Below are 24,596 nucleotides of genomic sequence, written 5' to 3' on the forward strand. Positions count from 1 at the left end.
CTTCCGGTTTGTGCATATCACCTTGAGCCAGGGCCGCAAGGTTGGCATGGTCGGCCGCCGGTGAGCGCGCAGGTTGCGGCCCTGACTCAAGGTGATCGCGCCGGTGTCAGGCGACGGGATGACCACCCAGCTCGGGTTTTGGTTCGGCGCTAGGCGTTCTGCACGGGGTTGGTCAGGGTGCCGATGCCCTCGATCGTGATGGACACCGTCTGGCCGTCGGTGATCTGGCCGACTCCGGCGGGCGTGCCGGTGAGGATGACGTCGCCGGGCAGGAGCGTCATCACGCCGGACACGAACTCCACCAGCTCGGGGATCTTGTGGATCAGCAGCGACGTCCGCGAGTCCTGCTTGAGCTCGCCGTCCACCTCGGTGCGGATCGCCAGGTCGGAGGCGTCCACGGCGGTCTCGATCCACGGTCCGAGCGGGCAGAACGTGTCGAAGCCCTTCGCGCGGCCCCACTGGCCGTCGGCCTTCTGGAGGTCCCTCGCGCTGACGTCGTTGGCGATCGTGTAACCGAGGATCGCCGCCGGGGCCTGCGCGGCCTTCACGTTGCGGATCGGCTGGCCGATGACCACCGCGAGCTCGCCTTCGAAGTCCACCCGCTGCGACGCGGCCGGCAGTTTGATGGCGGCGTTCGGGCCGATCACGCTGGTCGACGGCTTGAGGAACATCATCGGCGACTCCGGCACCTCGTTGCCGAACTCGGCCGCGTGCTCCGCGTAGTTCCGGCCGATCGCGATCACCTTCGACGGGAGGATCGGCGCGAGCAGCCGCACGTCGGCGAGCGAGAACCGCTTGCCCGTGTAATTCGGCTGTCCGAACGGGTGGTCGGCGATTTCCAGGAGCTCGTCGCCGTCGACGGAAGCGAAGGCGACCCCACCGGCATGAGCAACTCGAGCTAGACGCACCCACCCACCCTAACCAGCCGCCCTCCCCCGGGCACACGGGTGGTCATTGACACGGGCTACCCCACAGGCGGCTCATTAAACGGCACCTTCATTTCGATGAACGAAACGTGGAGGCTCGGTGATCACCAACGCCTGGTACGTCGCCGGGTTCTCGCCCGACTTCGTGCGCGGCCGCCTGCACGCACCCGTCGTCGCGGGGCTGCCCCTCGTGCTGTGGCGGACCCTCGACGGTGAGGTCGTCGCCTACGACGGGCGGTGCCGGCACAAGCGGTTCCCGCTGCTCCGCTCCGGCGGCGAGCTGCGGTGCGCCAACCACGGAGTCTGCTACGACCAGCCGGGCCCGTGCTCCCCCGGATCCGCACCGTCCACCGTGCTCCCCCGTCGTCCGGTGACCGAAAAGGACGGACTCGTCTGGGTGTGGCCGGGCGCGCCCCACCGCGCCGAACGCGTCGCCGTGCCGGACACCCCCGAGATCCCGGGCTGGGTGACGGTCCGGTCAGAGCCGGTGGAGGTCGCGGCGAGCAGCCGCCTGCTGGTGGAGAACCTGCTCGACGTCCGGCGCTCGTACCCGCTGCACGTGCGGAGGCTGTCCGGCGGCACCCGGATCGCGGTGCGCCTGGAACGCCGCACGATCGGCGGCGTCGAGACCGTGAAGACGGTGCGCCGCGCCCGGGACCAGCAGCTGCCCGACGTGATGCGGGAGTGGTTCGGCTACGACGTCGTCGACCGCGAGCACACCCACCACGTGCTCAACCCCGGCCTGACGCGGATCGAGCTGCGCGTCGGGCCGGGCGGGCTGGGCGGCGAACGGGAGAAGGGGTACGTCCTGCACCACCTGCACACGCCGATCGCGCCGGGGCGGCTGCGGTGGTGGTGGACCGTGAGCTGCCGGTCGCGCAAGCTGGCCGACCGGGTCGCCGACGGGATCGCCGCGATGATCCCCGAGTACCGGTGGGCGATCGAGGCGCAGCAGTCGATGCTCGCCCACCCCGAGCGGGGCCACGAGGACGTGCCCGTGAAGACCGACGGCGCGGTCGTCCTGCTGCGCCGGGTCTTCGAGCACCTGGAACGGCTCGAAGACGAACCCGACCACGCCGAGCTCGCCCGGCTGCGCACCGGAGTGACGCGATGCTGAGGCGCCACGACGAAACCCCGCGCTGGGGCTACTGCGAAGGCTGCCGCCGCTGGATCTTCACCGGCTCCTGGCGGAGATCCCGGTGCCCGCTCTGCCGCACCGCGGTGAGCGTGCTGGAACAGGCCGCGGACGACGCGTTCTACGTCGAGCTGGAGATCCCCGTCCCGGCAGGCGCCGACGAACCGGCGTTCTGACCGGCGCACGCGTGGCACGGGCAGTGCGGGCAACCCACGTCGTGCGGCCGCCGAGGCGCGCTGGTGATGACGTCGCAGATCAGGCAGCACAGCTCGCCGTCGAGCGAGACGACCTCCTCGTACGGCACGGGCGCCATCCGGTCCTCGGCGTCGATCGCCCGGTGCGGCGAGCCGACGGCCAGGATGACGTGGTCGGTGATCGCGCCGACGGCGTGCGGCACCTCGCCTTTGATGAGGTACACCTGGCCGGCGCGGGTCTCGTGGATCCGGCCCGCGTAGGTGATCGTGCCGATCCCGGCGGTCACCACCAGCACGTGGTGGCCGGGGTGCGTGTGCGGCACGAACCCGGCGCCCGCGGGCAGGCGCAGCAGGTCCGCGCCGACGACCCCGTTGGAGACCAGGGCATCCCCGCTCGCGGCGGGCGCGCCGTGCAGCGCCGTGGAGCGCGAGCCGTGGTACACCTCCAGTTCGGTGTGTCCCCTGTGGACCCGGCCGCGGGCCCACGTGACGAGTTCGAGTTCGGCCACGGCCGTCCCCTTCCTACTTGGTCGCCCAGACGACCCCGCCGAGGTCGTGGTGCCCGGCGTGCAGTGCGGCGTACCCCGGTTCGCGGAACCCGGCCTCGCGCAGCAAGTGCAGCCACTCCCAGCGGCTGCGGAGTCCACCGCGGTCCCACCAGCCGTCGACGGCGGCGAAGAGCAGGTCCAGCGCCCACGGCGTCGCCCCGGCGGTCGGGCTCGTGCCCTCGGCCAGGACCAGCCGTCCGCCGTCGGTGAGCATGTCACGCAGGCGGCGCAGCGACATCTCCTTGTCGGCGGCGCGGTGCACGGTGTTCGTGGCCACGATGGTGTCGAACATCTCTGGCCCCGGCCCACTGTCCAGATCGTCCGGTCCCGCGTCCAGAACCCGGCCACGCGTGCGTCCCGACGCGATCACCACCTCCGCCGCGTACTCGGCGTACACCGACATCGGCCAGTCGCCCGGCACGCGGCGCCACTCCTCGAACGGCGCGCCCTCCGCGACATCCGGCCAGGCCGCGACGAGGGCGTCGAGCGCGTCGTGCGCGGCGGTGCGGGTGCCCGGAAGCGCCTGCCGCGGCGGGGAATGCGCCGCGGTCAGCGCCAGGGCCTCGCGGTACACGTGGCGTGCCCGCGCGCACTCCGGGCGCACCGGCGAGGCCAGGATCGCCCGCGCCGCACGGCAGGCGTGGTCGAGCAGTTCCTCGTACCGCAACGCGCTCTCCCGCCGCACGGTGAGCCCGCGCGCCATCGCCTCGCGCAGCGGCTGCCCGTTCTCCGCGGCCAGGAACCCGGAGGACGAGAACACCGCAGGCCGCACCCGCGCGGTCCGGCACACCTCCCGCAACCCGGCCACCGCGCCGACGAGCGCGACTTCGTGTCCCAGCGCGGGTTCCGGCACCGCCACCGCGGCGAACTCCCCGGACAGCCCGGCCTCGCGCCACTCCCCCTCGACGTCGGCCGGGTGCAGCCGCTGCCCGCCGCGCTCGATCAGTTCCGCGGAACGCCCGTGCAGCACCAGGAAACCGTCACGCAGCTCGCCGCGGTCCCCGGTGCGCAGCCAGCCGTCCGGCGTCACCGGGTTCACCTCCGGGGCACCCCAGTACCCGCGCATCAGCTCCGGCGCACGGAGCCACACCTCCCCGTCCTCCAGGCGCAGCTCCGTGCCCGGCAACGGCACCCCGACCGGACCCTGGTGCCGCACGTACTGTTCGCGGAACCCGGCGGCGTCGAGCAGCGGCATGGTGGTGCTGAGGTTGACCGCCTCGGTGAGCCCGTAGGCCTGCCGCAACCGCGGCCCGTACCGGGCGGCGAAATCCGCGGCCAGTTCCCGCGACAGCGGCGCGCCGGAGGTGATCACGTACTCCAGGCAGTCCGGCCAGTGGACACCGGCGCGGACCACCTCGCGCAGCTGCGCCGGCACGAGCGACGCGGTCTGCGCGCCCTTCGCCTCGACCGCCGCGAAGAACGTGACGGGGTCGAACTTCTCGGTCAGCACGAGGGGCGCGTCGGTGAGCCGGGTGCCGACCAGCGACATGACCAGCGCGGTGACGTGGTGCAGCGGCAGCGCGGTGGCGTGCTGGCGGACCGGCGAGAAGCCGTGCAGGGCCGCGGTCCGCGCCGCGTTGCCGGCCACCTCGTCGCGGCCGAGCATGACGCACCGGCCGGCGCCCGGGGTGTGCACGAGGAACGCCAAGCCGGCGGCGTCCGGATGATCGGGCTCGCCGTCGAGCAAGCTCACTCGCGACGCGCGGGGCGGCCCGTCCACGAGCGCGGAGGCCCCGACCGCCGCGGCGACCCTGGCCACCTCGGTGTCCGGCACGCGGGCGCGCAGCGGAACCGCCACCAGCCTGCGGTCGGCGCAGGCCAGCAGCAGCTCGGCGAACGCGTCGCCGGTGGGGCAGCGCAGCACGACCCGGGCGTTGTCCGGGAGGCCGTCGAGGATTGCCCGCCATGGCTCCACCGCACCCACCCTGGCCGCTCAGGGACGGCAGTTGCAGGGAGGCGAGTCCCGCCGCCGGGGCCCTGGGAAGCGGTGGAGCCGCTTGCGGTGGGCCGTCAACCGGCACCGCCGCGGGTTCGAACGCGCAGAGCCGCGCGCAGCGTGTCCGTTGAGGGTGGCGGTGGGCTGGCGGGTGGGAGGTCATGAGGAGGCGATCCCACAGCCAGGGGCCGCCTTGAACGAGACCGTCACGCGAAGCCTGACCGTTGAGGGCGGTGGCGGGCTGGCGGGAGGGGCCGCCACCCGCACCGGCCCGCAAGCATCCCGAAACAGAGTCCTAGCCGCGCATGCTCTTGTGCACCAGGGCGTCGCACAGGGCGAGCCAGCTCGCCTCGACGATGCTGCCGTGCACGCCGACCGTGGTCCACTCCTGGTCGCCGTCGCTGGACTTCAGCAGCACCCGCGTCACCGCGTCGGTGCCCGGGTGGCTCGGCAGGATCCGCACCTTGTAGTCCGACAGCTCGACACTGTCCAACCAGGACAGCGCCGGGGACAGCGCCTTCCGCAGCGCCGCGTCCAGCGCGTGCACCGGGCCGTTGCCCTCCGCGGTCGCGATCACCCGCTCCCCCGCGACGTGCACCTTCACCGTCGCCTCGGAGATCACCTCCCCGTCGCCGCGGTGGTCCAGCACCACGCGGTAGGACTCCAGCGTGAACGGCGGCTCTGCCAGGCCGTCGACCTCCTTGCGCAGCAGCAGTTCCAGCGACGCGTCGGCGGCCTCGAACGACCAGCCCTCGGCCTCCAGCTCCTTCACCTTCGCCACCACGCTGGTGACCGCCTCAGGCCGGCCGGCAAGGTCCACCCCGAGCTCACGTCCCTTGAGCTCCAGGCTGGCCCTGCCGGCCATCTCGGTGACCAGGACCCGCATGTCGTTGCCGACGGAAGATGGATCGATGTGGTTGTACAGCAACGGATCCACCTTGATCGCGCTCGCGTGCAGCCCCGCCTTGTGGGCGAAGGCCGACGACCCGACGTAGGCCTGGTGGGTGTCGGGTGCGATGTTCGCGATTTCGGCAAGGGCATGGGAGACGCGGGTCAGCTCGGCGGCGCCCCCGGTGGGGAGCACGTCCATGCCGAGCTTGGCCACGAGGTTTCCCGTCACGGCGAACAGGTCGGCGTTGCCGGCCCGCTCCCCGTACCCGTTCGCGGTGCACTGCACGTGCGTCGCGCCGGCCTGCACCGCCGCGATGCTGTTGGCGACGGCGCAGGAAGTGTCGTCCTGGCAGTGGATGCCGAGCCGGAAACCGGTGCGGGCGGCGACTTCCCGCACGGTCTCGGCGATCCCGAGCGGCAGCTGGCCGCCGTTGGTGTCGCACAGCACGACGACGTCGGCGCCCGCGGTGAACCCGGCTTCCAGCACGCGCAGCGCGGTGTCCGGGTCGAAGGCGTAGCCGTCGAAGAAGTGCTCGGCGTCGAGGAACACCCGGCGGCCCTCGCCGACCAGGAACGACACGGTGTCGGCGACCATCGCGCAGGCCTCGTCGACGTCGACGCGCAGCGCGCGCTCGATGTGGCGGCGGTCGGACTTCGCGACCAGCGTCACCACCGGCGCCCGCGAGTCGAGCAGCGCCCGCACCTGGGCGTCCTCCGCCGCCTTCGCGCCCGCCTTGCGCGTCGACCCGAACGCGACGAGCGCCGCGTGCTTGAGGATCAGCTCCCCGTCCGCGGCGCGGGCGAAGAACTCGGTGTCCTTCGGCAGCGCGCCCGGCCAGCCGCCCTCGATGAAGCCCACACCCAGCTCGTCCAGCAGGCGCGCGACGGCGAGCTTGTCCGCCACCGAGTAGGAGATGCCCTCGCGCTGGGCCCCGTCCCGCAAAGTCGTGTCGTACAGGTGGAAGTCGTCACCGAGCGGCAGTCCGGCTGGCTCCGTGCGGGTCACGGTCGTCTCCTTGCGTGGTGGAAGGCTTCTCGGGCAACAAAAAAACCTCCCGCGGATGCGAGAGGTCTGCGCGCCAGGTGTCCGATGCGGACACTACCCGGCGCGCCTGCCGATAATGATCACGGCAAAAGAGGAAGCCATGCCCGCATCATGTCACACCGGTGCGCGAAAGGGCAAAAATGCGGCGGAGGCCACCCCCGGTGCGGGGATGGCCTCCACGGCGCGGGAAACGATCAGGCGACCGGTCGCGTGTTCGACGAGACCAGGGCCGCCAGGCGGTCGCCGATCGCCTGGGTGGTGCCCGGGTTGGCCTGGTCGCGGGTCGCCAGGTCGAAGGCGACGGACGCCTCGATGCGGCGCGCCGCCTCGCGCTGGCCGAGGTGGTCCAGCAGCAGCGACACCGACAGCACCGCGGCGGTCGGGTCGGCGATGCCCTGCCCGGCGATGTCCGGCGCGCTGCCGTGCACCGGCTCGAACATGCTCGGGTTGCGGCGCGTGATGTCCAGGTTGCCGCTGGCCGCGAGGCCGATGCCACCGGTCACGGCGGCCGCCAGGTCGGTGATGATGTCGCCGAACAGGTTGTCGGTGACGATCACGTCGAAGCGGCCGGGGTCGGTGACCATGTGGATCGTCGCGGCGTCGACGTGCGAGTAGGAGACCGTGACCTCCGGGTGCTCGAGCGACACCTCCTCGACGATCCGCGACCACAGCGAACCGGCGTGCAGCAGCACGTTGGTCTTGTGCACCAGCGTGAGGTGCTTGCGCGGCCGCTCCTCGGCCCGCTTGAACGCGTCGGACACCACGCGGCGGATGCCGAACGCGGTGTTGACGCTGACCTCCGTGGCGATCTCGTGCTCGGTGTCCTTGCGCAGCAGGCCGCCGTTGCCGGCGTACGGGCCCTCGGTGCCCTCGCGCACGACCACCATGTCGATCTCGGCGTTGCTGTCGGCCAGCGGGCCGCGCACGCCCGGGTACAGCTTGGCCGGGCGCAGGTTCACGTGGTGGTCCAGCTCGAACCGCAGGCGGAGCAGCAGGCCCCGCTCCAGGATCCCGCTGGGCACGGTCGGGTCGCCGACCGCGCCCAGCAGGATGGCGTCGTGCTGCCGGAGCTCGCCGAGGACCGACTCGGGGAGCAGCTCGCCGGTGGCGTGCCAGCGGGCCGCGCCGAGGTCGTAGTTCGTGTACTCCACTGTGGGAGCGACCTCGCCGAGTACCTTCAGGGCCTCGGTGATCACTTCGGGTCCGATCCCATCACCTGGGATCACCGCCAGCCGCATCAGACACCTCCGTCGATCAGGGCCACGGGGCTCGTTCGCACCCGTTTGCCCACATACTCCAGCGACGGCAGGTTACCGGCTGTCGCCAACGAGCCGAAGCGGCACCACCCTTATGACGGAATCTCCCGAGAAGTGAGACACCCGGATGGTGGAGCGGCCCCGGTCGTCAGGGCCTGCTACCCCCGTTCACCCGGATCACGCTCACCCGGTTGCCGTTGCCGTTGTGGTGCTTCAGCGCGAGCAGCCCGAGGACCGTGTCGGCCGACGCCGGGTTGCGCGTGACGTCGAGCGCCGTGCCGGGCTTGGCCGAGTACATCAGCGCGGAGCCGTTGGCCCCGGCGACCGAGTAGGCCGGCGCGAGCGCGTCGAACGTCATCGGCGTGCCGATGGCGTCGATGAGCCCGTTCTCGCTGCTGGGCGCCACGTAGTACCCGGTGGTGCCGACGGTGTAGCTGATCTTGTGGGAGGCCGCGGCCGGGTCGATGCCCAGCGCCGTGATGCTGACCGGCAGCAGCACGACGTTGGTGTCGAACACGTTGGTGTCCACGTCACCGAGCTGGCCGTTGACCGCCTGGACGTCCACGGTGGGGAAGCCCTCGGCGTTCAGGTCCACGGTGTTGACCAGCCAGACGTCGGTGCCGCTCGCCTTCGTGACGTAGGACTCGAAGTCGGGCACGCCGTCGCCGGTGGTGTCGATGTCGACGAACGGGATCGTGTTGCTGCCCAGGTTCGCCCAGTTGCCCCAGGTCGAGATCCCGAAGGCGAGCAGCGCCTGGTCGGCGTGGCCGGCCTGCCGCGCCTGCGCGATGGTGGACGCCGCGCCGACGTACTGCAGGTCACCGGCCTTGGCCGTCTCGTTGATGGTGCAGCCGTCGGTCAGCCTGCCGCGGCACTCGGGCAGCCGCGGGGACTCGCCCTGCAGCTCCAGCACGCTGATCAGCGACTCGTAGCGCTGGCTGCCGGTGCCCTGGTCGACGCCGCGGCCGGTGAGCGTGAAGCGCGCGGTGTCGGCCGTGAAGTTCAGCGACTTCGGGGTGTCGATCGACGACACCGGCTTCGGCGCCGCGTAGACCGGCACGCGCAGCGCCGGGCTGTTGCCGCCGGGCGGCGGGGTGAGCACGACCCGGCCGGAGGCGTCGGCGACGAACTGGCGGGCCATCCCGGCCTGCTCGGTCGCGACCGTCGGGTCGATGACCTTGCGCAGCGCCGTGGGATCGGTGATCCGCAGCGTGACGCGGACCGACGCGGTGCCGCGCGGCGGCACCGTCACCGAGCGGTCCGACAGCTGGTACTGCACGCCGGGCAGGTTGGTGATGCCCTCGTAGGCCACGGCGTAGCGCGCCCAGCTGTCGCCCTTGTTGACCACCTGGATGGTCTTGGTGAGCGTGGTCGGTCGGTCCACCTCGACGGTGCCGAAGGTGACGCTGACCGCGCCCCGGTCGTCCCGCGAGTAGGCCAGCACCTGGTCGTTCAGCGCGGCCTGGGTGTCCAGCCGCCCGGCGCCGACGCGCTGCGGCGCGTAGGTCTTGCCGCCGGCGACGATGTCGTGCCCGGCGGTGTTCATCACCAGGGCCTTGATCTCCTCGACGGACCAGTCGGGGTGCGCCTGGCGCAGCAGCGCGGTGACACCGGCGGTCAGCGGCGTCGCCATCGACGTGCCGGACAGGACGGTGCGGTTGTTGCCGCTGCCGCGCAGGGCCGACGAGATCGTGTCACCGGGCGCGGACACGTCCGGCTTGACGGCCGGGCCGCGCACGCCGCGCGAGGTGAACGAGCTCGGGGTGTCCACGATCGCCGGGTCGTAGGTCTGCAGGCTCGCCCGGCCTGCCCCGTACAGGCGGACGGTCAGCGTGCCCGCGTCCAGCGCCGGGCGGATCTGGCTGGTCGCCGACGCCGTGAACTGGAACATCGGGATGGCCGAGTTGCCCGCGATGCCAGCGGCGAAGTGCTCCAGGCTCGACGACAGCAGCACACCGGCGGCGCCGGCGGCCTGCGCGTTGTTGGCCCGCGCGGCCGAACCGCAGGCGCGGGTGGCGTCGTTGTCGTCCCACTCCAGCCACGCGTACTTGCCCGCGACCGCGGCCTTGTCGGCGTCGGAGTAGGGCGCGCAGCCGTCGGCGTTCGCCGAGGACAGCTTCGCCACCGCCGCGGTGCGGTCGAGGGTGTCGTAGCCGGTGTAGTTCTGGCTGTACTGGCCGCCCTTCGGGCCGGCGACACCGGCCGGGGCGGTCACGTCCGCCGCGTCACGCAGCACGGAGACGTCCCGGCTGGACGCCACGGTCAGCGCCTCGGGCGTGTTGCCCGGCGAGCCGCCGACGTCGTAGAGGTCGCCGCCGTTGCCCTCGGCGATGACGGACAGGACGTTGTTCGCGGCCAGCTTGCGCACGAACAGCGAGTCCGGGTCGTCGGGCGCGCCGAAGTCGCTGCCCAGCGACAGGTTGACGATGTCGAGGCGGTCGTCGAAGTCACCGTCGCCGTTGGGGTCCAGCGCCCAGTCCAGCGCCTGCGACGTGACGTCTGTGGAGCCCTCGCAGCCGAACACCTTGATCGCGTACAGGGAGGCCTTGGGCGCCATGCCCGGGCCGATCTTCATGGCGTTCAGCGACTCGGTGGTCAGCTTCGAGTAGTCGCCGGTGAAGGTGCTGCCGTCGGCGTTGACGCCGTAGCCGCCGACCGTGCCGGCGACGTGCGTGCCGTGCTCGCCGCAGGCGATCGGGTTGGGGTCCGGCTTGGGGGTGTCGGCGCCCTCGGTGCCGGCGTCGTACTCGTCGCCGACCAGGTCGGTGCCGCCGACCACCTTGGCGTTGGGGAACAGCGGCGTCGGCGCGTCCCGGTCGACCGAGTCGTAGGCCGCCTTCGTGCCGGGGCCGCCGAAGTCGGCGTGGGTGTAGTCGATGCCGTCGTCGATGACCCCGACCTTGATGCCGTCGCCGAGGCGGCCGGTCTGCTGCCACGCGTTGAGCGTGTTGGTCAGCTGAGCGGCGCTCGAGTTGCTGCGCGTCTTCGGCACGACGGTGCGGATCGACGCGACGTCCGGGCGGGCGGCCAGCTCGCGGATCTTCGCGGCGTCGGCGGTCACCACGACACCGGACACGGCGTTCGCGGTCGAGTAGAGCACCTCGGTGCCCGCGTCGAGCGAACGCAGCTGGCCCAGCACGGAGTTCACCACCCCGGCGACGCCGGCGCGCGCGTTGTTCGCCGCCTGCCTGGCGCGGTCCTTGCCCGCGCCGCGCTCGGCGTTGAACGCGTCCACCGCGGGCTGCTGGGTCAGCTCGATGAAGGCGGTCGTCCGGCCCTTGGCCGAGGCCAGCCGTGGGGACAGCTTGCCCTGCAGGCCGTCCGCGGACACCTTGGCCACGGGCTTGCCCGCCGCCAGCGGCTCGTCCTGGGCCGCCGCGCTGCCCGACGCGAAACCGGTCGCGGCGAGCGCGGCGGCGAAGACGGCGGCGAGCGACCGCCGGGTCGTGTTTCTCATGCTTGTTCGCACCCTCACTCCGATCAAGGCGAGGGTGCGAACTTAGCCGGTGCTCCCGCGATGCGCCTAGAGCGCATCGGAGTAATCCGACTTTGGGAGGTAGTGCGCGTTATGCGAACGTGACGGCGCGGATGGTGCGCGCGCCCACGGTCGCGGCGATCGGCTCCAGCAGGTGGGAGTCCACCTCGCGGTCGACGCGCAGGATCATCACCGCGTCCGACCGGTCGGTGGTCTGGCTGATCTGCGCCGCCTCGATGTTGACCGAGGCCTCACCCAGCAGGGTGCCGACGCGGCCCATGATGCCCGGGCGGTCCGGGTACTCCAGGAGCAGCATGTGGCCCTCGGCGCGCAGGTCGAAGTGGCGGCCGTTGACCTCCACCAGCTTCTCCACCTGGTTGTTGCCGGTGATCGAACCCGACACCGACAGCGTGGTGCCGTCGTCGTGCACCGCGCGCACGGTGACCAGGCTGCGCCAGTTCGGGCTCTCCGGCTCGGTGACGATCTCGGTTCGCACGCCGAACTCCTCGGCGAGGCGCGGCGCGTTGACGAACGTGACCTGGTCCTCGACCACGCCGGCGAACACGCCCCGCAGGGCGGCCAGCGACAGCACGCTGACGTCCTCCGACGACAGCTCGCCGCGCACCTCGACGGTGACCGCCGACGGCGCCTTCTGGCTCAGCGCGGCCAGCACGGTGCCCAGCTTCTGGGTCAGCGGCAGGTACGGACGGACCTCCTCGCCCACCACGCCACCGCTGGCGACGTTCACCGCGTCCGGCACGAAGTCGCCGCGCAGGGCGAGCAGCACCGACCGGGCGACGTCGGTGCCCGCGCGGTCCTGCGCCTCGGCGGTCGAGGCGCCCAGGTGCGGGGTGACGACGACGTTGGGCAGCCCGAACAGCGGGCTCTCGGTGGTCGGCTCGGTGACGAACACGTCGATGCCGGCGCCGCCGACGTGGCCGTTGCGGATGGCCTCGGCCAGCGCGTCCTCGTCGACAAGGCCACCGCGGGCCGCATTGACGATGATCACGCCCGGCTTGGTCTTCTTCAGCGCCTCGGCGTCGATCAGGCCCTTGGTCTCCGGGGTCTTCGGCAGGTGGATCGAGATCATGTCGGCGCGCGCGAGCAGCTCGTCGAGGCTGAGCATCTCGACGCCGAGCTGGGCGGCGCGGGCGGCCGGGACGTACGGGTCGTAGGCGACGATCTTGGTGTCGAACGCGGCGAGGCGCTGCGCGAACAACTGCCCGATCTTGCCGAATCCGACGACACCGACGGTCTTGCCGTTCAGCTCGACACCGGTGAACTGGCTGCGCTTCCAGGCGCCGCCCTGCAGGCTCTGGTCGGCGGCGGGCACGCGGCGGGCCACAGCCAGCAGCAGCGCGACGGCGTGCTCGGCGGCCGAGACGATGTTCGAGGTCGGGGCGTTCACCACGAGCACACCGCGCGCGGTGGCGGCGGGCACCTCGACGTTGTCCAGGCCGACACCGGCGCGGGCGACGACCTTCAGGCGCGTGGTGGCGGCCAGCACCTCGGCGTCCACCTTGGTGGCGGAGCGGACCAGCAGCGCGTCGGCGGACTTCACGGCCTCCAGCAGAGCGGGGCGGTCGGTGCCGTCCACGTGCCGGACCTCGACCTCGTCGCCGAACACGGCCAGCGTGGACGGGGCGAGCTTTTCGGCGATGAGGACGACCGGCTTGCTGGGGTTGGTCACGATGGGGCTCCCGTGGACGCGGCTGGGCTCAAACGACGCCCGCGAGTCTAGTCGCGCTGCTCACCGGGCCTGTTAACGGGAGCGCAACCCGGCGAAGACGAGATCGAGGAGCCGGTCCGGGGTGCCCGCGTGCTCACCGGCCCACCCCGCCGCGTGCACCATCAGCAACACCTCGTCGGGCTTGAGGTCCGCGCGCAGCTGACCGGATTCCTGCGCGCGGGCGACGAGTCGCGCGACCGCCGCGCGCATCCCGGCGCAGGCGGCGTGGAGGTCCGAGGTCTCGTCGTTGAGCGCCTCCGCGGTGGCGTCGGCCAGGCCGCGGAACGTGGTGGCGGCGTCGAGCAGGCTCCGCGCGAAGGTGCGCAGGGCGTCCAGCGGGTCCCGGTCTTCGAGGAGTTCTTCGGCGGCGCGGGCCTGCGCCTCGAACCGCTCGCCGAGCAAGGCCACCAGCAGCGCCTCCCTGGTCGGGAAGTGCCGGTAGAGCGTCCCGATCCCGACCCCGGCGCGGCGCGCGATCTCTTCCAGCGAGGCGTCCACACCGAACTCGGCGAAGGCCGTGTGGGCCTCCGCCAGGAGGCGCTCGTAGTTGCGGCGGGCGTCGGCGCGGAGGGGACGGGTGCTGCTCATCACGATCCACTTTAGGCGTGACAAAACGGAGGCCGCCTCCGTACAGTGAACCGGAGGACCCCTCCGAAAGGATTTCGATGAGTTCAGTGGGTGTGTGGCTCTCCGGCGGGAACCCGGTGACCGCCGGCGTGGAACGGGAGCAGCCGGCGCGGATCGACGAGCTCGGTTACGCGTCGGTGTGGATGGGCGAGACCGTCGGCGGGCGGGACGCGTTCGCGCGCTCCGCGGTCTTCCTCGGCGCGACCGGGCGGATCACCGTGGGCACCGGGATCGCGAACGTGTGGTCGCGGCCGGCGGTGACCGCGCAGGCGGCGGCGCGCACCGTCGCCGAGGCCCACCCCGGGCGGTTCGTGCTCGGGCTGGGGATCGGGCACCCGTTCCAGGCCGCGAGCCTCGGGCAGTCGTTCGCGGATCCGCTGCGCGGGATGCGGGACTACCGTCCGCGCACCGCGTTGCACGGCCAGGACGAGCTGCTGAGCCCGCGCCGGGAGCTCGATGCGCATCCCGCCAAGGCGCGATCGTCAGTGGGGCAGATCCCGCGGGTCGGCACCGACGCGGGGCCAGGGCGGACATTCGGCCACGACGCCTTCCGGCAGCTGGACGCGGGCGCGGACCAGGTGCTGATCTCCCCCACCGCGGCGGATCTGCCCGGCGCGGTGGACCAGCTGGCGCGTCTCGCCCCGGCGCTGCCGGGGGTGGCCGCGTGAGCGTCGGCATCTGGACCTTCGCCTTCGACGCCGCGCCGATCGGCCAGGTCCGCGAGGCGGCGGCCGAGATCGAGGAGCTCGGGTTCGACAGCCTGTGGTTCGGCGAGTACCCGGGGCGCGAGGCGCTCACCCAGGCCGCCCTGCTGCTGGGCGCGACCTCGCGCATCACCGTCGCCACCGGCGTCGCCCGCTTCGACCGGCGCAGCCCGGCCGGCGTCGCGGGCGGGGCGCGCGCACTGGCCGAGGCCTACCCCGGCCGGTTCGTGCTGGGCCTCGGCGGGCACGCGCGCGGCGCGCGCCCGGTCGAGAGCATCCGCGCCTACCTGGACGAGATGGACGCGGCGGAGTTCACCAGCCCCGAACCGGTGCCGCCGGCACGGCGGGTGCTCGCCGCGCTCGGCCCGCGCATGCTGCGGCTGGCCGCCGAACGCACCGACGGCGCCCACCCGTACTTCGTGCCGCCGGAGCACACCGCGCTAGCGCGGGAGACCCTCGGGCCGGACGCCTACCTGGCGGTCGAGCAGGGCGTGGTGCTCGACCGCGACCGGGGCCTGGACATCGCCCGTGCGGAGGTGGGCTTCTACCTCGAACGGGCCGAGCACCACCGCGTCAACCTCAAGCGCCTCGGCTTCACCGACGACGACCTCGCGGGCAGCACCCGGCTGGTCGAGGCCGTCATCGCGATCGGGGAGGAGGAGATCGCCGGCCGGGTCAAGGCGCACCTCGACGCCGGCGCGGACCACGTGTGCCTGCAGGTGATCACCGACGAGCCCGGCCTGCCCCTGGCCGGCTGGCGGCGGCTGGCCGGCCTGCTGCTCTGACGGCGGCCGCTCAGTCCGCGGTCAGCCCCGCCAGGTCGTGGAACTCGCCGTCCCGGGCACCGGCGACAAACGCGTCCCATTCGGACGGTGTGAAGACCAGGACCGGCCCGTCCGGGTCGGTCGCCTTGCGCAGCGCCGTGTAGACGAGACCGTCGACGTGCTCGACCTGCGCGAACTCCAGTTCGCCGTCCGTGGCCTGCCACCGCGCCCCGGTGAGATCCAGTTCCTCGCGAACCCGCACCTTGTCGTCCACGTGATCACGGTAACTCCGGAAACGAAAAGGGACCGCCCCGGGGGCGCACCCCGGAGCGGTCCCTTCCTCACCGGAAAACTCAGGCGGTCTCGGTGATCGGCCGGTCGACCCACGACATCAGGCCGCGCAGCTTCTTCCCGGTCTCCTCGATCGGGTGCTGCTCGCCGGCTTCCTGCAGCTTGCGGAAGTTGGCGCGGCCTGCCTCGTCCTCGCCGACCCACTCGCGGGCGAAGGTGCCGTCCTGGATCTCGCCCAGGATCTTCTTCATCTCCTCCTTCACCGCGGGCGTGATGACACGCGGGCCGCGGGTGAGGTCGCCGTACTCGGCGGTGTCGGAGATCGAGTAGCGCATCCGGGCGATGCCACCCTCGTACATGAGGTCGACGATGAGCTTCAGCTCGTGCAGCACCTCGAAGTAGGCGATCTCGGGCGCGTAACCGGCCTCGGTCAGCACCTCGAACCCGGTCTGCACCAGCGCGGAGGCGCCACCGCAGAGGACGGCCTGCTCACCGAACAGGTCGGTCTCGGTCTCCTCCTTGAAGGTGGTCTTGATGACACCGGCGCGGGCGCCACCGATGGCGGCGGCGTAGGACAGCGCGAGCGCCTGCGCGTTGCCGGAGGCGTCCTGCTCGACCGCGATCAGGGCGGGCACGCCCTTGCCGTCGACGAACTGGCGGCGGACCAGGTGACCGGGGCCCTTCGGCGCCACCATCGCCACGTCCACATTGGCCGGCGGCTTGATCAGCTCGTAGCGGATGTTGAAGCCGTGGCCGAAGAACAGGGCGTCGCCGTCCTTCAGGTTCGGCTCGATGTCCTCGCTGTAGATGAAGCGCTGCTTGGTGTCCGGCGCGAGGATCATGATCAGGTCGGCCTCGGCGGACGCCTCCGCCGGGGTGAGCACCCGCAGGCCCTCCTCCTCGGCCTTCGCGCGCGACTTCGACCCCTCCGGAAGACCGATGCGCACATCGACCCCGGAGTCGCGCAGGCTCAGCGCGTGCGCGTGGCCCTGGCTGCCGTAACCGATCACGGCGACCTTGCGACCCTGGATGATGCTGAGATCGGCGTCGTCGTCGTAGAAGATTTCGACTGACATGAGGGGAACTGATTCCTTTCGGTTCTAAAACTTCAACGGGGCGCGGAGGCGGTGATCGACCGGGGACCCCGGCCGACCGCGACCATGCCGGACTGCACGATCTCACGCACGCCGTACGGCTCCAGCATGCGCAGAAGGGCACCGAGCTTGTCACCGGTGCCGGTGGCCTCGATGGTGAGCGCCTCGGGCGACACGTCGACCACCTTCGCACGGAACAGCTGGACGGTCTCGAGGACCTGGCTGCGCACGGTGGCATCGGCCCGCACCTTGACGAGCAGCAGTTCGCGCTGCACCGACGAGGCGGGCTCGAGCTCCACGATCTTGATGACGTTGACCAGCTTGTTGAGCTGCTTGGTCACCTGTTCGAGCGGTAGCTCCTCAACGGCGACCACGATCGTCATCCGGGACACCTCGGGGTTTTCCGTGGGCCCGACGGCGAGGGACTCGATGTTGAAACCGCGGCGGGAGAACAACCCGGCGACTCTGGCGAGCACCCCGGGGACATTCTCCACCAACACGGACAGCGTATGCCTGGTCACTGCGAAACCTCGTCGTCCTCGAACAGCGGGCGGATGCCGCGCGCGGCCATGATCTCGTCGTTGCCGGTCCCGGCCGCCACCATGGGCCAGACCTGGGCGTCCTTGCCGACCACGAAGTCGATCACGACGGGGCGGTCGTTGATCTCCATCGCGCGGCGGATGACGTCGTCGACCTCGTCCTTGGTCTCGCACCGCAGGCCCGCGCAGCCCAGCGCCTCGGCCAGCAGCGTGAAGTCCGGGATCCGGTGCTTGTGGGTGCCGAGGTCGGTGTTGGAGTACCGCTCGGCGTAGAACAGGTTCTGCCACTGGCGGACCATGCCCAGGTTGCCGTTGTTGATGACGGCGACCTTGATCGGCGCGCCCTCGATGGCGCAGGTGGCCAGCTCCTGGTTGGTCATCTGGAAGCAGCCGTCGCCGTCGATGGCCCACACCTGCTTGTCCGGCACGCCGAACTTGGCGCCCATCGCGGCGGGCACCGCGTAGCCCATGGTGCCGAGGCCGCCGGAGTTGAGCCAGGTGCGCGGGTTCTCGTACTTGATGAACTGCGCGGCCCACATCTGGTGCTGGCCGACACCCGCGGTGTAGACGGCGTCCGGCCCGACGATCTGGCCGATGCGCTCGATGACGTACTGCGGCGACAGGGTGCCGTCGGACGGCCACTCGTAGCCCGCCGGGAAGGTCTGGCGCCACGCGTCGATCTGCGTCCACCACGGGGCCAGGTCCGGCTCGCCGATGCGGTCGGTCTCGGCCTTCACCGCGTCGATCAGCTCGGTGATGATCTCCGCGCAGTCCCCGACGATCGGCACGTCGGCCTTGCGGTTCTTGGAGATCTCGGCCGGGTCGATGTCGGCGTGGACGACCTTGGCCTCCGGCGCGAACGACGACAGCTGACCGGTCACCCGGTCGTCGAACCGGGCGCCGAGCGCGACCAGCAGGTCGGCGCGCTGCATCGCGGCGACCGCGGCGACCGAGCCGTGCATGCCGGGCATGCCCAGGTGCTGCTGGTGCGAGTCGGGGAACGCGCCACGGGCCATCAGCGTGGTGACCACGGGGATGCCGGTCAGCTCGGCCAGCTCCTTCAGCTGCGCGTGGGCCTGCGCCTTGATCACGCCGCCGCCGACGTAGAGGACCGGGCGGCGGGCCTGCGCGATGAGCCGCGCGGCCTCGCGGACCTGCTTGCCGTGCGGGCGCAGCGTCGGCCGGTAGCCGGGCAGGTGCAGCTCCGGCGGCCAGGAGAACGAGGTGGTCTCCTGCAGCACGTCCTTGGGGATGTCGACCAGGACCGGGCCGGGACGGCCGGTGGAGGCGAGGTGGAACGCCTCGGCGATCACGCGCGGGATGTCGATGGGGTCGGTGACCAGGAAGTTGTGCTTGGTGATCGGCATCGTGATGCCGCAGATGTCGGCTTCCTGGAACGCGTCGGTGCCGATCAGCGGCCGGGTCTGCTGGCCGGTGATCGCGACGACCGGGACGGAGTCCATGTTCGCGTCGGCCAGCGGGGTGACCAGGTTGGTCGCGCCGGGACCCGAGGTCGCCATGCACACGCCGACCTTGCCGGTGGCCTGCGCGTACCCGGTGGCCGCGTGCCCGGCGCCCTGCTCGTGGCGGACGAGGACGTGCCGCACCTTCGTCGAGTCCAGGAGCGGGTCGTAGGCAGGCAGGATGGTGCCACCCGGAATGCCGAAGACCACCTCGACGCCCATCGCCTCGAGCGAGCGCACCAGCGACTGCGCGCCGGTCACCCGGACCGGCGTGCCTGCGGGCGGGGCTGGCTTGGGGCGGCTGCCGAGCTGGGCCGGCGACGCGGCGGCCGGATTCGCTCCGGGTTTCGTTTCCGATCGCGACGTGGCGCTTGTCATCAGTTCTGCCTCGTGGGTCTCGTCGGGCTTCTCGTCGGGTGGTGGGGTTCGGGGCTGGCGGTGGGCAACAAAAAACCCCCGCCGACCTTTCCAGGTCGCACGAGGGTCGCGCGTCGACGCAGTGGGTTCGATGGTCCCTACGCGTCGACGCGCGGGGGAAGTACGAGGCCAATCTGCGGGTTCACGGCGGTGACGTTATCGGGTCGCGTCGAACAGTGTCAACTCTGCGGGACGGTGATCCCGGATACTGGGCGCACCCGGCCGTGGCGTCCCGGTGGGCGGGAGGCACCATGGTGGCGTGGCCGAAACCCAGCAAGAGGGCCGGAAGGCGATCTTCCGCGTTCCGCTGATCACCCTGCTCGCCGTCGTGTTCCTGGCGGTCTGCATGATCCCCGCCGCCTTCGCCGACGTGCCGGGGCTGTGGCTGATGTACGTCATCCCGATCGGGTTGTTCGTCTTCGTGGTGCGCACCCGCACGGTCGCCTCCGCGCGCGGCCTGGACGTGCGGACGGTGTTCGGCCACCGCGAACTGCCGTGGTCCTCGCTCAAGGGGCTGGCGATCAACGACAAGGCCAAGGTCCGCGCGGTGCTGACGGACGGCAGCGAGGTCCCGCTGCCGTCCGTCCGCACCCGCCACCTGCCGGTGATCTCCCTGGTCAGCGAGGGCCGCATGAAGGACCCGAGCGGCCTGACCGACGACCTGGACGCCGAGGACGCCGAGGACGTTGGGAAGGACACCGGCCAGTCCTGATCACGCCGGGCGTAACCTGGCTGCCATGCCTGCTCTGCGCTCCCGAACAACCACCCATGGCCGCAACGCCGCGGGCGCCCGGTCCCTCTGGCGGGCCACCGGGCTGACCGACGGCGACTTCGGCAAGCCGATCGTCGCGATCGCCAACTCCTACACCCAGTTCGTGCCCGGGCACGTGCACCTCAAGGACCTCGGCGACATCGTGGCCGGGGCGATCCGCGAGGCCGGTGGCGTGGCGCGCGAGTTCCACACGATCGCGGTGGACGACGGCATCGCCATGGGGCACAGCGGCATGCTCTACTCGCTGCCCTCGCGCGAGATCATCGCCGACTCGGTCGAGTACATGGTCAACGCGCACCAGGCCGACGCGCTGGTCTGCATCTCCAACTGCGACAAGATCACCCCGGGCATGCTCAACGCCGCGATGCGCCTGAACATCCCGGTGGTGTTCGTCTCCGGCGGTCCGATGGAGGCGGGCAAGGCGGTGGTCGTGGACGGCGTCGCGCACGCGCCGACCGACCTGATCACCAGCATCTCCGCCTCGGCGAACCCCGCCGTCGACGAGGACGGGCTGTCCATTGTGGAGCGGTCCGCGTGCCCGACGTGCGGGTCGTGCTCGGGCATGTTCACCGCGAACTCGATGAACTGCCTGACCGAGGCGCTGGGCCTGTCGCTGCCGGGCAACGGCTCGACGCTGGCCACGCACGCCGCGCGCCGCAAGCTGTTCGAGGACGCCGGCCGCACGGTGATGGAGCTGTGCAAGCGCTGGTACGGCGAGGACGACGACAGCGTGCTGCCGCGGTCGATCGCCAACCGCAAGGCGTTCGAGAACGCAATGGCGCTGGACATGGCGATGGGCGGCTCGACCAACACGGTGCTGCACATCCTGGCCGCGGCGCAGGAGGGCGAGGTCGACTTCACGATCTCCGACATCGACGAGATCGGCCGCCGCGTGCCGTGCCTGTCGAAGGTCGCGCCGAACTCCGACTACCACATGGAGGACGTGCACCGGGCCGGCGGCATCCCCGCCATCCTCGGTGAGCTGAACCGGGCCGGGCTGCTCAACCGGGATGTCACTGCCGTGCACTCCTCTTCGCTCGAGGAGTGGCTGTCCAAGTGGGACATCCGCGGCGGGTCGGCTTCCGAGGAAGCGATCGAGCTGTTCCACGCCGCGCCCGGCGGGGTCCGCACCACGGAGGCGTTCTCCACGTCCAACCGGTGGACCGAGCTCGACACGGACGCCTCGAACGGCTGCATCCGCGACATCGAGCACGCCTACACCAAGGACGGCGGGCTCGCGGTGCTGCGCGGCAACCTGGCCGAGAACGGCGCGGTGATCAAGTCCGCGGGCATCGACGAGGAGCTGTGGCGGTTCCAGGGCCCGGCGCGCGTGGTCGAGAGCCAGGAGGAGGCCGTCTCGGTCATCCTGAGCAAGAAGATCCAGCCGGGTGAGGTGCTCGTGGTCCGCTACGAGGGTCCCGCCGGCGGCCCTGGCATGCAGGAGATGCTGCACCCGACGGCGTTCCTCAAGGGCGCCGGGCTCGGCAAGAAGTGCGCGTTGATCACCGACGGCCGGTTCTCCGGCGGCTCGTCCGGGATCTCGGTCGGGCACATCTCGCCGGAGGCCGCGTCGGGCGGCACGATCGGCCTGGTCCAGGACGGCGACCAGATCCTGATCGACGTGCACGAGCGGAAGCTCGAGCTGCTGGTGGACGCCGACGTGCTGGCCGAGCGCCGGGCGAAGATGGAGGCCTCGGAGCGGCCGTGGCAGCCGGTGGACCGCCAGCGGCCGGTGACCGCGGCCCTGCGCGCCTACGCGCGGATGGCCACCTCCGCCGACACGGGCGCCGTGCGCGACCCGAACAAGTAGGCCTGACGAGAAAAGGGCCCCGGCTGCGCACAGCCGGGGCCCTTTTTCGTTGTTCAGCGCGCCAGCACGATGACCACGACGGCCGCCGCGGCGGCGATCAGCAGGAAGAACAACCCGAACGGCACCGGGCGGCGCCGCCACGGGGTGTTGACGTCCAGCGCGATCCGCCCGGAGCCGGTGAACAGCAGCGCGAACGCCGCGGTCGCCAGCAGCAGCTCGAACTCGAACCCGTTCGGCTCGAAGAACCCGCCGCGCCACTGGACGTAGACCATGTTCACGGTGACGCCGAGGATCGCCGCGGCGCCGATCTGGGTGAACAGGCCCAGCACCACGAGCACCGCGCCGATCAGTTCGCTCAACCCGGTGATCCACGCGAGCAGCGTCGGCTGGGCCGTGTAGCCCATCGACTCCAGCATCCGCGCCGTGCCGTCGATGCCGGGGCCGCCGAACAGCCCGAACACCTTCTGCAACCCGTGCGCGCCGAGGATCGCCCCGAGCGCCAGCCGCAGCGCGAGCAGACCGAAGTCGATCCCGCCGTGGTAGCGGTTCACCGGCGGCGACGGCCGGTCCTCGACGTCGGAGAGCATGCTGGTGCTGCTGCTCTCGGTGGGCTGGTAGTACCCGGATTCCGTGAACAGGTTCTGGGTCTTCGACTCGTCCTGAGGGCTGGTCACCCGCGCAGGTTAGGCCATCCGTGTCGGATGCGCGACAGGTTCCGGTGTTCAGCTGCCGAACACCGACATGATGAGCGCGCCCAGCGCCGCGGGGAACACCTCTGCCGGGTCGGCCTCGCCGGTGGTCAGCGTCGCCGTCAGGGTGCGGCTGCCGTCCGGCGTGCTGATCATCAGGGCGCCGTAGCCGCCCGGGGCGCCGCCGTTGTGGTGCACGATCGTGCCCGCCGGGCCGAGGTCCTGCACCCACAGGCCGAGTCCGAGGTTGAGCTCGCCGTGCGGGGTGAGCATCTCGGCCAGCAGCGGGGCGGGCAGGAGCCGGCCGCCGAGCAACGCGGAGATGAAGGTGTTCAGGTCCTCCGCGGTCGAGATCAGGTCACCGGCGCCGGCCAGCAGGGTGGGGTTCTGGCGGCTGACGTCGACGAGGGTGCCGTCCTCGCAGCGGTAGTAGCCGTGCGCGTGCGGTCCAGGCAGGTCCGGCGAGGTCGCCGACACCACGGTGTCCGCGAGCCCGAGCGGCCCGAGGATGCGCCGCTGGGCCTCCTCGGCGTAGGTGTTGCCGGTGACGGCGTTCGCGCTGTCGCGGCCGCCGCGGTTCGAGCCGGGCGCCGGTCAGAGCCTTGCCCTGCGACGGGAGCCCCATGACGAACGTGCCGTCGGCGTCGAGCTCGCCGGTGTAGTTGTAGAGGCCGCTGGTGTGCTGCAACAGCATCCGCACGACCGGTCCAGCGGCCGCGGTCGTCGCGGACGCACATCTCGGCGGCGGCGAACCCGGCGTCGACGAGGGCCTGGACAGCCTGCCGCCGCTCGGGCCGGTCCGGCTCGGCGACCTGGACGGCGGGGGCGTCGACGTTCTGCATTGTGTGTTACTTCGGTATCGGTGCAACGTGGTCGATGCGATTACGTTCGCCCGCCGGCCTGACACCGCACCGCCTCCGCGCTGACACGGCGCCTGACACACCCCGGGGTTTGTCAGGTGGTTTCGCGCTCGCCCGCGCTGCGCTCGATGCAGAACTCGTTGCCTTCGGGATCGAGCAGCGTGACCCAGCCGAGCCCGTCGGGTGTCCGGTGGTCCTCGTGCACCCGCGCGCCGAGCCCGAGAAGGCGCTCGACCTCCGCGTCGCGGGACCGTTCGTCCGGCATCCAGTCGAAGTGGACGCGGTTCTTCACCGTCTTGTCCTCGGGAACCCGGATGAACAGCAGGCCCGGCAGCGGCGCGGGCGCCTCGACCAGCACCTCGGGGTCGCCGGGCGAATCCTCGCCGGAGACCGGCCAGCCGGTCACCTCGCTCCAGAACCGGGCCAGCTCGTAGGGCTCGGCGCAGTCGATCGTCACGTGGCGGAGGATCATCCCTAGTACTCCCCGTGCACGAGGTTCTGCGGCAGCTCCCCGCCGGCGTAGCGGGCGATCTCCGCGGCGACCACCGCGTACGAGCGCCGCTTGCTGCCCGTCACCGAGCCGGCCACGTGCGGCGTCAGCAGCACGTTCGGCGCGGTCCACAGTGGATGGTCCGCGGGCAGCGGCTCGGGGTCGGTGACGTCCAGCGCGGCCCGCAGGCGGCCCGCGGTCAGCTCGGCCACCAGCGCGTCCGTGTCGACCACCGGTCCGCGCGCGGCGTTGACGAGGATCGCGCCGTCGGGCATCGCGGCGAGGAACTTCGCGTCCACCATCCCCCGGGTGCGCGAGGTCAGCGGCACCATCAGCGCGACGACGTCGTGCACGCCCAGCAGCGCGGGCAGCTCGTCCACCGGGTGCACGCCCTCACGCGCGCTGACGCCAACCATCGTGACCCGCGCGTCGAACGCCACCAGGCGGCGCTTGAGCTGCCGCCCCAGGTCACCGGCCCCGACGACGAGCACTCGCTTGTCCTGCAGCGTGTCGGTGGCGTGCAGGTTCCAGCGGTGCGCGGCCTGGTCGGCGGCGAACCCGGGCAGCTCGCGGTAGATCGACAGCAGCACGGCGACGACCCATTCGGCCGTGCTGCCGCCGTGCGCGCCGCGGCAGGTGGACAGCAGCACACCGTCCGGCACGGTCCCGATCCAGTTCTCCGCGCCCGCCGACAGCAGCTGGATGAGCTTCAGGTTCGGCAGCGCGCCGAGCACCGCGTCGCGTTCCTCGGGCCGGTGCGCGCCGGGGACGAGGACCTCGGCGTCGGCGGCCTCGGGCGGCAGCGGCTCGCGCCAGCTGTAGCGGACGGGCCGCACCCCGGGCAGCTCGCCGAGCACGTGCAGGCCGTCTTCGTCGGGGACCAGAACCGTGACGGGCATGATCGCCACGGTACTTACCCGTCGTTCACCCACCGGCACCTA

The 24,596-nt window shown here is 71.7% G+C and carries 22 protein-coding genes; 6 read left to right on the top strand and 16 right to left on the bottom strand.

Annotated features, from left to right (window positions below):
- Positions 1 to 149 precede the first annotated feature (149 nt).
- Positions 150 to 908, bottom strand: a complete 759-nt coding sequence (locus L2C96_RS28770; RefSeq protein WP_237338418.1) for a fumarylacetoacetate hydrolase family protein — start codon at positions 906 to 908, stop codon at positions 150 to 152.
- A gap of 118 nt (positions 909 to 1,026) precedes the next feature.
- On the opposite strand from L2C96_RS28770, the gene L2C96_RS28775 reads away from it, so the two are divergent.
- Together L2C96_RS28775 and L2C96_RS28780 are read left to right on the top strand one after the other, a co-directional pair.
- Complete coding sequence (locus L2C96_RS28775; RefSeq protein WP_237338419.1) at positions 1,027 to 2,043, top strand: Rieske 2Fe-2S domain-containing protein; 1,017 nt, start codon at positions 1,027 to 1,029, stop codon at positions 2,041 to 2,043.
- Positions 2,037 to 2,237, top strand: a complete 201-nt coding sequence (locus tag L2C96_RS28780) for a hypothetical protein (RefSeq protein ID WP_237338420.1) — start codon at positions 2,037 to 2,039, stop codon at positions 2,235 to 2,237. The genes L2C96_RS28775 and L2C96_RS28780 overlap by 7 nt, the downstream gene beginning before the upstream one ends.
- On the opposite strand, the gene L2C96_RS28785 is transcribed toward L2C96_RS28780, so the two are convergent.
- From L2C96_RS28785 to L2C96_RS28815, 7 genes are all read right to left on the bottom strand, one after another.
- Positions 2,183 to 2,764, bottom strand: a complete 582-nt coding sequence (locus L2C96_RS28785; RefSeq protein ID WP_237338421.1) for a cupin domain-containing protein — start codon at positions 2,762 to 2,764, stop codon at positions 2,183 to 2,185. The two genes, L2C96_RS28780 and L2C96_RS28785, sit on opposite strands and share 55 nt — an antisense overlap.
- Positions 2,765 to 2,777: 13 nt before the next feature.
- Positions 2,778 to 4,718, bottom strand: a complete 1,941-nt coding sequence (locus L2C96_RS28790) for an AMP-binding protein (RefSeq protein WP_237338422.1) — start codon at positions 4,716 to 4,718, stop codon at positions 2,778 to 2,780.
- Between the two features lie 316 nt (positions 4,719 to 5,034).
- A complete protein-coding gene (cimA, locus tag L2C96_RS28795) occupies positions 5,035 to 6,636 on the bottom strand; it encodes a citramalate synthase (RefSeq protein WP_237338423.1) in 1,602 nt (533 codons plus the stop codon).
- Between the two features lie 233 nt (positions 6,637 to 6,869).
- Entirely contained in the window at positions 6,870 to 7,913 is a 1,044-nt protein-coding gene (locus L2C96_RS28800) for a 3-isopropylmalate dehydrogenase (RefSeq protein WP_020421964.1), read from the bottom strand.
- A 166-nt stretch (positions 7,914 to 8,079) separates the two neighbouring features.
- The gene (locus L2C96_RS28805; RefSeq protein ID WP_237338424.1) at positions 8,080 to 11,388 is read right to left on the bottom strand and encodes a S8 family serine peptidase; all 3,309 of its coding nucleotides are present in this window, start codon (positions 11,386 to 11,388) and stop codon (positions 8,080 to 8,082) included.
- A 109-nt stretch (positions 11,389 to 11,497) separates the two neighbouring features.
- On the bottom strand, positions 11,498 to 13,096 hold the full coding sequence (gene serA, locus L2C96_RS28810; RefSeq protein WP_237338425.1) for a phosphoglycerate dehydrogenase: 1,599 nt from the start codon (positions 13,094 to 13,096) through the stop codon (positions 11,498 to 11,500).
- Between the two features lie 72 nt (positions 13,097 to 13,168).
- Entirely contained in the window at positions 13,169 to 13,723 is a 555-nt protein-coding gene (locus tag L2C96_RS28815; RefSeq protein ID WP_020421961.1) for a TetR/AcrR family transcriptional regulator, read from the bottom strand.
- A gap of 77 nt (positions 13,724 to 13,800) precedes the next feature.
- Here L2C96_RS28815 and L2C96_RS28820 point away from each other — a divergent pair, with 77 nt between their 5' ends.
- Both L2C96_RS28820 and L2C96_RS28825 read left to right on the top strand, forming a co-directional pair.
- Positions 13,801 to 14,430, top strand: a complete 630-nt coding sequence (locus L2C96_RS28820; RefSeq protein ID WP_237338426.1) for an LLM class flavin-dependent oxidoreductase — start codon at positions 13,801 to 13,803, stop codon at positions 14,428 to 14,430.
- On the top strand, positions 14,427 to 15,251 hold the full coding sequence (locus L2C96_RS28825; RefSeq protein ID WP_237338427.1) for a TIGR03620 family F420-dependent LLM class oxidoreductase: 825 nt from the start codon (positions 14,427 to 14,429) through the stop codon (positions 15,249 to 15,251). The genes L2C96_RS28820 and L2C96_RS28825 overlap by 4 nt, the downstream gene beginning before the upstream one ends.
- 10 nt (positions 15,252 to 15,261) lie before the next feature.
- Here L2C96_RS28825 and L2C96_RS28830 read toward each other — a convergent pair whose 3' ends face one another.
- The 4 genes from L2C96_RS28830 to L2C96_RS28845 all read right to left on the bottom strand — a co-directional run bounded on the left by L2C96_RS28830 (position 15,262) and on the right by L2C96_RS28845 (position 18,995).
- Complete coding sequence (locus L2C96_RS28830) at positions 15,262 to 15,504, bottom strand: DUF397 domain-containing protein (protein ID WP_020421958.1); 243 nt, start codon at positions 15,502 to 15,504, stop codon at positions 15,262 to 15,264.
- Between the two features lie 79 nt (positions 15,505 to 15,583).
- Positions 15,584 to 16,597, bottom strand: a complete 1,014-nt coding sequence (ilvC, locus tag L2C96_RS28835) for a ketol-acid reductoisomerase (protein ID WP_017987460.1) — start codon at positions 16,595 to 16,597, stop codon at positions 15,584 to 15,586.
- Positions 16,598 to 16,629: 32 nt separating this feature from the next.
- A complete protein-coding gene (gene ilvN, locus L2C96_RS28840) occupies positions 16,630 to 17,136 on the bottom strand; it encodes an acetolactate synthase small subunit (protein WP_027936447.1) in 507 nt (168 codons plus the stop codon).
- Complete coding sequence (locus tag L2C96_RS28845) at positions 17,133 to 18,995, bottom strand: acetolactate synthase large subunit (protein WP_039791902.1); 1,863 nt, start codon at positions 18,993 to 18,995, stop codon at positions 17,133 to 17,135. Before L2C96_RS28845 ends, ilvN begins: the two co-directional genes overlap by 4 nt.
- 298 nt (positions 18,996 to 19,293) lie before the next feature.
- Here L2C96_RS28845 and L2C96_RS28850 point away from each other — a divergent pair, with 298 nt between their 5' ends.
- Both L2C96_RS28850 and ilvD read left to right on the top strand, forming a co-directional pair.
- Positions 19,294 to 19,746 (top strand): PH domain-containing protein, encoded by a 453-nt coding sequence (locus tag L2C96_RS28850; protein ID WP_237338428.1) that lies wholly within the window; start codon positions 19,294 to 19,296, stop codon positions 19,744 to 19,746.
- 25 nt (positions 19,747 to 19,771) lie between these two features.
- Positions 19,772 to 21,616: a dihydroxy-acid dehydratase gene (ilvD, locus tag L2C96_RS28855; RefSeq protein WP_237338429.1), complete on the top strand. Its 1,845-nt coding sequence runs from the start codon at positions 19,772 to 19,774 to the stop codon at positions 21,614 to 21,616.
- Between the two features lie 53 nt (positions 21,617 to 21,669).
- Here the strand turns inward: ilvD and L2C96_RS28860 are convergent, their stop codons facing one another.
- The 4 genes from L2C96_RS28860 to L2C96_RS28875 form a co-directional block, all read right to left on the bottom strand.
- Complete coding sequence (locus L2C96_RS28860; RefSeq protein WP_237338430.1) at positions 21,670 to 22,290, bottom strand: DoxX family protein; 621 nt, start codon at positions 22,288 to 22,290, stop codon at positions 21,670 to 21,672.
- 48 nt (positions 22,291 to 22,338) lie between these two features.
- A complete protein-coding gene (locus L2C96_RS28865; RefSeq protein WP_237338452.1) occupies positions 22,339 to 22,815 on the bottom strand; it encodes a serine hydrolase in 477 nt (158 codons plus the stop codon).
- Between the two features lie 444 nt (positions 22,816 to 23,259).
- The gene (locus L2C96_RS28870) at positions 23,260 to 23,637 is read right to left on the bottom strand and encodes a VOC family protein (protein ID WP_020421946.1); all 378 of its coding nucleotides are present in this window, start codon (positions 23,635 to 23,637) and stop codon (positions 23,260 to 23,262) included.
- A gap of 2 nt (positions 23,638 to 23,639) precedes the next feature.
- Positions 23,640 to 24,554: a 2-hydroxyacid dehydrogenase gene (locus L2C96_RS28875; RefSeq protein WP_237338431.1), complete on the bottom strand. Its 915-nt coding sequence runs from the start codon at positions 24,552 to 24,554 to the stop codon at positions 23,640 to 23,642.
- Between the last annotated feature and the right edge of the window lie 42 nt (positions 24,555 to 24,596).

It is taken from the genome of Amycolatopsis tucumanensis (assembly GCF_021654135.1).
In the GTDB taxonomy this organism is placed as follows: Bacteria; Actinomycetota; Actinomycetes; order Mycobacteriales; family Pseudonocardiaceae; genus Amycolatopsis_E; species Amycolatopsis_E tucumanensis.

What these genes read in the sequence shown, in the direction of transcription:
- L2C96_RS28780 (WP_237338420.1), top strand. Translation starts at nt 2,037, where the DNA reads ATGCTGAGGCGCCACGACGAAACCCCGCGCTGGGGCTACTGCGAAGGC.
- L2C96_RS28800 (WP_020421964.1), bottom strand. Translation starts at nt 7,913, where the DNA reads ATGCGGCTGGCGGTGATCCCAGGTGATGGGATCGGACCCGAAGTGATC.
- L2C96_RS28805 (WP_237338424.1), bottom strand. Translation starts at nt 11,388, where the DNA reads ATGAGAAACACGACCCGGCGGTCGCTCGCCGCCGTCTTCGCCGCCGCG.
- L2C96_RS28815 (WP_020421961.1), bottom strand. Translation starts at nt 13,723, where the DNA reads ATGAGCAGCACCCGTCCCCTCCGCGCCGACGCCCGCCGCAACTACGAG.
- L2C96_RS28820 (WP_237338426.1), top strand. Translation starts at nt 13,801, where the DNA reads ATGAGTTCAGTGGGTGTGTGGCTCTCCGGCGGGAACCCGGTGACCGCC.
- ilvC (WP_017987460.1), bottom strand. Translation starts at nt 16,597, where the DNA reads ATGTCAGTCGAAATCTTCTACGACGACGACGCCGATCTCAGCATCATC.
- L2C96_RS28845 (WP_039791902.1), bottom strand. Translation starts at nt 18,995, where the DNA reads ATGACAAGCGCCACGTCGCGATCGGAAACGAAACCCGGAGCGAATCCG.
- ilvD (WP_237338429.1), top strand. Translation starts at nt 19,772, where the DNA reads ATGCCTGCTCTGCGCTCCCGAACAACCACCCATGGCCGCAACGCCGCG.
- L2C96_RS28870 (WP_020421946.1), bottom strand. Translation starts at nt 23,637, where the DNA reads ATGATCCTCCGCCACGTGACGATCGACTGCGCCGAGCCCTACGAGCTG.
- L2C96_RS28875 (WP_237338431.1), bottom strand. Translation starts at nt 24,554, where the DNA reads ATGCCCGTCACGGTTCTGGTCCCCGACGAAGACGGCCTGCACGTGCTC.